At 66.9% G+C, this 6,534-nt stretch carries 6 protein-coding genes and 1 pseudogene; 1 reads left to right on the top strand and 6 read right to left on the bottom strand.

Annotated elements, in window-relative coordinates; translation table 11 throughout:
* Positions 1-603: 603 nt before the first annotated feature.
* Positions 604-781: pseudogene (locus ACR2FV_RS04935) on the top strand (ISL3 family transposase); the annotation flags it as partial.
* Between the two features lie 21 nt (positions 782-802).
* On the opposite strand, the gene ACR2FV_RS04930 reads toward ACR2FV_RS04935, so the two are convergent.
* From ACR2FV_RS04930 to ACR2FV_RS04905, 6 genes are all read right to left on the bottom strand, one after another.
* Positions 803-1,744 (bottom strand): acetamidase/formamidase family protein, encoded by a 942-nt coding sequence (locus tag ACR2FV_RS04930; RefSeq protein WP_434014588.1) that lies wholly within the window; start codon positions 1,742-1,744, stop codon positions 803-805.
* Positions 1,745-1,882: 138 nt separating this feature from the next.
* A complete protein-coding gene (locus ACR2FV_RS04925) occupies positions 1,883-2,557 on the bottom strand; it encodes a GntR family transcriptional regulator (protein ID WP_434014587.1) in 675 nt (224 codons plus the stop codon).
* 134 nt (positions 2,558-2,691) lie between these two features.
* On the bottom strand, positions 2,692-3,783 hold the full coding sequence (locus ACR2FV_RS04920; protein WP_434014586.1) for an ABC transporter ATP-binding protein: 1,092 nt from the start codon (positions 3,781-3,783) through the stop codon (positions 2,692-2,694).
* Entirely contained in the window at positions 3,780-4,778 is a 999-nt protein-coding gene (locus tag ACR2FV_RS04915; RefSeq protein WP_434014585.1) for an ABC transporter ATP-binding protein, read from the bottom strand. Before ACR2FV_RS04915 ends, ACR2FV_RS04920 begins: the two co-directional genes overlap by 4 nt.
* Positions 4,775-5,686, bottom strand: coding sequence for an ABC transporter permease (locus ACR2FV_RS04910; RefSeq protein ID WP_434014584.1), 912 nt, complete (start codon positions 5,684-5,686; stop codon positions 4,775-4,777). Before ACR2FV_RS04910 ends, ACR2FV_RS04915 begins: the two co-directional genes overlap by 4 nt.
* On the bottom strand, positions 5,683-6,534 hold an 852-nt coding region (locus ACR2FV_RS04905), incomplete at its 5' end, for an ABC transporter permease (RefSeq protein ID WP_434014583.1). The genes ACR2FV_RS04905 and ACR2FV_RS04910, both read right to left, overlap by 4 nt.

Below are 6,534 nucleotides of genomic sequence, written 5' to 3'. Positions count from 1 at the left end.
TTCGCATGGCGCGCTCCTTGATCGATGCTGCTGGTGCCGGATGAACGGGGCGCTTCGGTGAAGGGGCGACTAAGGCTTCTCGAGCCAGTGGCGCGAGGAACCCTCACGCATCGCTGTGAAGCGCCCTGTGGGCGCACGCCGCCGTCGACGGTCACCACCGAAAGGAACTGCTGTGCCAGGCAGGCCGCCCCCGCATCTTGGACGGCGCGGTTCGGCAACACGGTCCGCTCGACCCCAGCGGGGACGGTGAGTAAGCGAACACACGGGGGCGTCGTCACGGGGATCCCATCAGGCTTCGGTGCGCTGACACGCAGACCAACGTATCCCGCATACAGGCATCGGTGCAAAGTTTGGCCCCTGACCCACATCCATGTCAGGAGAGCCCGAAGTTTTGTGCAGATGTTGGGATATGGCGACCGACATTCGAAGGTCGCTACCCGTCCGCGAGATCCCGCATCCGTTCGGGTGGCAAAGCCCTCTCGAAAGTGAAGCAGCGCCGGTCATCAGCTCGTCGATTACAGGCTCTTCGCAGTTGAGGGGGTAGTTGGGGTGGGCGCGCCGGTGCCGGGGTGAGGGTCGAACGCGACCTTCACGCGCTCTGACCTGACCACCTTCACCGGCTTGGACGACCTCGGCCTGGAAGTCACCGGGCAGCTGCTCGAGCCTGGCCGTGCGGTGTTTGGCCTGCCGGGTGGTCGAGCCGGATGACTGGTGCCGCCGGTGCGGGTGTCAGGGCGTCTCCGGGGGCACGGTCATCCGCCGGCTGGCGCCAAGATCGCTGTCGAGAAGCCGCGATCCGGTCTCAGCGCACTCGCAGGTACTCCGCACCGACTGCCGCGAGACGGTCGTGCATCCCGTCGTACGCCTGCCGCCCGCCGAACAGCGACTTGGCCAGCTTGCCGACCATGGTGTAGTTGGTGTCCACCACGTTCCCAGCGGGTGCCAGCCCGGTCTGGCTGACGAGCTGGTAGGCATCCAGCCGGTCGAGCTCGAGAAGCGAGCCCGCCCAGGTGACTAGATCGAGCTGGCTCATCCGGTAGGCGTCCTCGAGGGGCCGTGCCGAGCCGGTGGTAATCAGGAAGTCGTCGCTCTCCAGTCGCGGCGACGGCGGAGCACATCCCTTGATCAGGTCGACGACGACGACGGTGTTCATCGCAGCCTCGACCGCGGTGCCACAGACCTCGCCCTCGCCCTGACGGGCGTGCCCGTCACCGATGGAGAGCATCGCGCCGGGCACGTTGACCCCGAAGTAGGCAGTGGTCCCCACCCGGAGCTCCGGGGTGTCCATGTTGCCACCGTGAGCAGACGGCGTGATGCTCATGATCACCTCGTTTGCGGCGGGGGCCACCCCCACGGTGCCGTGCATCGGGTCGAGCGGAAGCTCGATCGTGAACTCGGAGTTGCGCGCGCGGAAACGGCAGACGCCTGCGGTGACGTCGATGTCGTACACCCACACCCGTTCCTCCAACGGCTCGTGGAGCATCGCGGTGTGGGTGGTCGTCGTCAGAGCACCGAACTGCGGGAAGGTGGCCGAGACAGCCCAGTCCCGGGCCGGCACGATGTCCACGAAGTGCACGGCGAGGGTGTCACCGGGCTGGGCGCCTTCGACCGCGACCGGTCCGGTCACCGGGTTGAGGAAAGGGAAAGTGCACACCTGGCTCGGCAGGTCGTTCAGGCCTCGCACCTTGCCCGCGAAACAGTCCTCGGTGGACAGCGCGACGATCGTGCCGGGCTGGACCGTCACCAGTGGTGCGCTACCTCCGAAGGCGTAAGCGTACTGTTCTGGTGTCGGCTTCAAAGAGACGACGTCGGGCGTGTTCATGGAGTCCTCCGGGTGCTCGAAGATGGCAAGGGACGGGGCCAGATGACCCCGATGACGGCGTCATTCTTCTGTGTGCGTGACCTGCGCGAGGTAGGCGAGCCGAGTGCCCTCGGTGTGCAACCTCATCATCTCGACGGCCTTCTCCTCGTCGTTGGCGACGATCGCCTCGACCAGGTCCGTGTGCTCCTGCCAGGAGCTGGGCCCGCGCGTGAGGACCACGGGTGAGAAGTACCACCGTAGACGCTTATCGAGCAAGCCCAGGAGCTCACATAAGAAGCTGTTGCCGGTGAGCGTCACCATCTCGGCGTGGAACCGGGAGTTAACGGACAGCAGAGCCTCTTGGTCTGGGGCCTCCAGCGCTGTCCGGCCCTCCGTGAGCAAGGCCTCTAGCGGCGCGACCATCTCCGCGGTTGCCCGCGCAGCCGCCAGCCGGGCGGCCTCCATCTCCAGCAGGCGGCGCACCTGGAAGAAGTGGTCGCCATCCGTTGCCGTCTGCCGCCGGACATAGGCGCCGCGCCGGGGACGCAGCTCCACCCAGCCCGTGCGGCTGAGCCCGTTGAGCGCCTCGCGGACGGGATTACGGCTCACCCCCAGCCGCTTGGCGAGGTCTTCTTCAGTCAGGCGCTGGCCCGGCGCAAGAACGCCCCGTATGACGAGATCCTCAAGCGCTTCATACACCTGCTCGCGCAGGGGGCTGGCCGGCTGCAGCGCCTCGATCGCGCCCGGGCCGATCACGGTCCCACCACGCAACTCAGCATGCGGCGCCACCGGCACCCGGTTCAGCCCCCCTGGGCTGCCGCCGGGCTGCGCGCCGTCGTCCCAACGATACGCATCCGGCCAACGGGACGTCGGGGTCGCGTGAGGGGAGGTCACATCTGGTCGTGGTCATCCTGTGCCTGCCCAGCCTTCAGGATGTCGGGCGCCTGTCCGTCGTCGGTGACGAGGTTGCAGGCCACCCAGTGTGATCCGTCGCCGACCCGCCGCAGCTCGGGCTCCTCCACCTTGTTGCGTTCCACGACGACGGGGCACCGGGTGTGGAAGTTGCACCCGGAAGGGGGAGCCAGCGGACTGGGGATGTCTCCGGGAAGGAGCACGCGCTGGCGGTGGCGCTGTGCCTCGGGGTCGGGCACCAGGAGCGCGGACAAGAGCGCTTGGGTGTAAGGATGCTTGGGTGAGCTGAACAGCTCCTCGCGTGATGCCAGCTCGACGATCTTGCCGAGGTACATGACGGCCACGCGGTCGCTGATGAACTCCACCGCGGACAGCGAGTGGGTGATGAAGAGGCAGGAGAAGCCCATCTCCTGCTGGAGGTCCATCATCAGGTTGATAATCGACGCCTGCACGGAAACGTCGAGCGCCGACACGGGTTCGTCCGCGATCAGCAGGCTCGGGCGCAGGACGAGCGCTCGAGCCAGGCCGACCCGCTGGCGCTGCCCGCCCGACATCTCGTGGGGGAAGCGGTATCGCATGTGGGCGCCGAGACCGACTTTGTCGAAGAGGTCGCTGACCCGGTCCTCGGCCTCCGACCCTCGCGCGATGCCGTGCAGACGCAGTGGCTCGGCCACGATCTGCCCTGCCGTCATCCGCGGGTTGAGGGAAGAGTAGGGGTCCTGGAAGACCATGTGCATGTCCCTGCGCAAAGGACGCATCTGCCTTCGGTTGAGGCTTGTGATGTCGACACCGTTCAGGCTGATCCGGCCGGCCGTGGGATCCTCCATTCGCATGATGCAGCGACCCAGGGTGGACTTCCCGCTGCCGGACTCCCCGACGAGCCCCATCACCTCGCCCTCGCCGATGCTCAGCGAGACCCCGTCGACGGCATACACCAGACCACCACCACCACCGCTGAGCCCCTGCGAGGCATGGAAATGCTTCTTCAAGCCTGTCACTTCGAGCACGGGCTCGATGGCAGCTCCGGGCCCAACGCCGCTGGCGGCCGCCTCGTGCGTGCTGGTGCTCACTGAGGAGCCCCTTCCTGGCCGGGGTGGAAGCATGCGACGCGGTGGCCCGGCCGTACCTCGCGCAGCTGGGGGACCTCTGAGCGGGACAGGTCGTCAGCCCGGGCGCAGCGCGGCGCGAACGCACAGTGGTCGATGGGCTCGTGCAGGACGGGCACCTGACCCTCGATCTCGGTGAGCCGCCGGTTCTCGCCCATGCTGGCAGCCATCCCGGGGTGGGGCACCGCGCCGAGCAGACCCATCGTGTAGGGGTGCTGGGGGTGGGCGAACATGTCGTCGAACGTCGTCTCCTCGACCTTGCGCCCGGCATACATGACGATCGCGCGGTCAGCCATGTCCGCGACCACTCCGAGGTCGTGCGTGATGAGCACGATGGCGGTGCCGAACTCGTCCCTGAGCTCACGCATGAGGTCGAGGATCCCCGCCTGGATGGTCACGTCCAGCGCCGTGGTGGGCTCGTCGGCGATCAGGACCTTCGGATTGCAGGCCAGGCCGATCGCGATCATGACCCGTTGCCGCATCCCACCGGACATCTGGTGCGGATAGTCGTCGACCCTGCGCTCGGGAGCGGGGATCCCCACGAGGGAGAGCAGCTCGAGCGTCCGCAACCGGGCCGCCTTACGGGACATGTCCTCGTGCTGGCGGAGCACCTCGGTGATCTGTCGGCCCACCCGGAACACCGGGTTGAGTGAGGTCATCGGTTCCTGGAACACCATCGAGATATCCTTGCCCCGGATGGCGCGCATCTCAGACCTGCCCAGCCGGGTGAGGTCGACGCCGTCGAACTCGATGCTCCCTGACACGATCTCGGCGGCGGGAGGAAGCAGACCCATGACTGCCAGCGCCGAGACGCTCTTGCCGCAGCCTGACTCCCCCACGATCGCCAGGATCTCCTGCTCGCGGACGCTGAAGGACAGCTCGTCCACTGCGTGGACGGGCTCCTCGTCGGTGCGGAAGCGGATCGAGAGGTCTGACACCTGCAGCAGGGGGTCGCTCATGTGAGTGCCTTCGGGTCGAGTACGTCGCGCAGTCCGTCCCCGAGGAGGTTGAACGACAGCGTCGCGACAAAGATGGCGACTCCGGGGTAGATCGCCATCCATGGCGCCTGGCCAAGGTATGGCTGCGCGGCCGAGAGCATGACACCCCATGACGGGGCCGGTGGCTGCACGCCGAGCCCGAGGAAGGACAGCAGCGACTCGGCGATGATCGCCGCCGGGATCAGGACCGTGGCCTGCACGAGAAGGGTGTTGACGATGTTGGGCAGGATGTGGCTGCGCAGGATGACGAAGTCGTTCGCACCGTTGGCGATCGCACCGTCCACGTAGTCCTCCTCTCGCAGGGCCATCACCTCTCCCCGGGTGATCCGCACCAGTGGCGGCACCGCGGACAAGCCGATGGACAGCGCCGCGTTGACGAGCGACGGTCCCAGGATCGCGGCAAGGCCGACCGCCAGCACCAGGAACGGGAAGGCCAGCAACGCGTCGTTGACCCGCATGATCACCATGTCCACCACACCGCGGTAGTAGCCAGCCACTAGTCCGATGGGTACCGCGATGACCATGGCCAGCATGGTGGCCATGGCGCCAGCGACGATCGACGCGCGGGCACCGATGATGACCCTCGACAGGATGTCGCGGCCCAGCTCATCCGTGCCGAATGGATGTGCCGGCGATGGGGAGTACAGCAGCATCGCGAAGTCGCTCTCGGACGCGGAGTACGGCGCGATCAGCGGCGCGAACACCGCGACCAGCACGAAGAAGAGCGACAGGGCCGCCCCGACGACGGCCGTCTTGCGGGAGGTGAACCGACGCACCATCCGCCGCCGACGACGAGCGGAAGGACTGAGCCTGCCGGCCGTTCCCGCCGTCACCGTCGGCGCGAGCCCGGTTTCAGGGTCGATGCTCATTCCGAGCCTCCCGAGATCCGGATACGTGGGTTGAGCAGGGAGTAAAGGATGTCGACCACCAAATTAACGAGGATGTAACCCGCGGCGGCCACGAGCACTGATCCCTGGATCATCGGGATGTCCCGTTGGAACACCGCCGAGACGATCAGGTTGCCGAACCCAGGGATGACGAAGATCTGCTCGGTCACCACCGCACCCGAGATGAGCCCGCCCAGCGCCAGTCCGATCACCGTGACCACTGTGATCAGGCTGTTGCGGGCGGCGTGCACCCCGACCACTGACCACTCGCTGAGGCCCTTGGCGCGTGCTGTCCGCACGTAGTCGCTGCCCAAGGACTCCAGCATCGATGACCGCATCTGCCGCATGATCACCGCAGCGAGGCCGGTCCCGAGCACGAAGGCCGGAAGAGCCATGTGGTACAGGTTCCCGAGAGGATCCTCGAAGAAGGGCACGTAGCCCGAAGCCGGGAACAGGTCGACGTTGATGGCCAGCAGGAGGATCAGCACCAGGCCCAACCAGAAGTTGGGGATCGACAGCCCGGCGAGCCCGAACGCGTTGCTCAGGTAGTCAACTGGTCCACCCTTGCGGACCGCGGCCAGCATCCCGGTCGGGATACCGATCAGCATCGCGATGAGCACACTGAGCACCGCCAGCTCCACGGTGATCGGCAGCTTGTCCACGATCGTCTGCCCGACACTGATCCCGGTGCGCACGGACTCCCCGAGGTCCCCGCGCAGCACCAGGCCGGCCCAGCGGAAGTACTGCACCGGCAAGGAGTCGTTCAGTCCGTACTTTTCCCGGATCTCCGCCAGCGACTCCGGATCCCGCTCCTCGCCCGCGAGGGCGAG

Origin of the sequence: Ornithinimicrobium sp. (assembly GCF_051004135.1) — a bacterium.
Classification (GTDB): domain Bacteria; phylum Actinomycetota; class Actinomycetes; order Actinomycetales; family Dermatophilaceae; genus Ornithinicoccus.
The sequence above is the reverse complement of the archived record's forward strand: the minus strand, read 5'-3'. Positions and strand labels throughout refer to the sequence as shown.

Coding starts and splice junctions, on each gene's coding strand:
- ACR2FV_RS04910 (WP_434014584.1), bottom strand. CDS start 5,686: ATGAGCATCGACCCTGAAACCGGGCTCGCGCCGACGGTGACGGCGGGA.
- ACR2FV_RS04915 (WP_434014585.1), bottom strand. CDS start 4,778: ATGAGCGACCCCCTGCTGCAGGTGTCAGACCTCTCGATCCGCTTCCGC.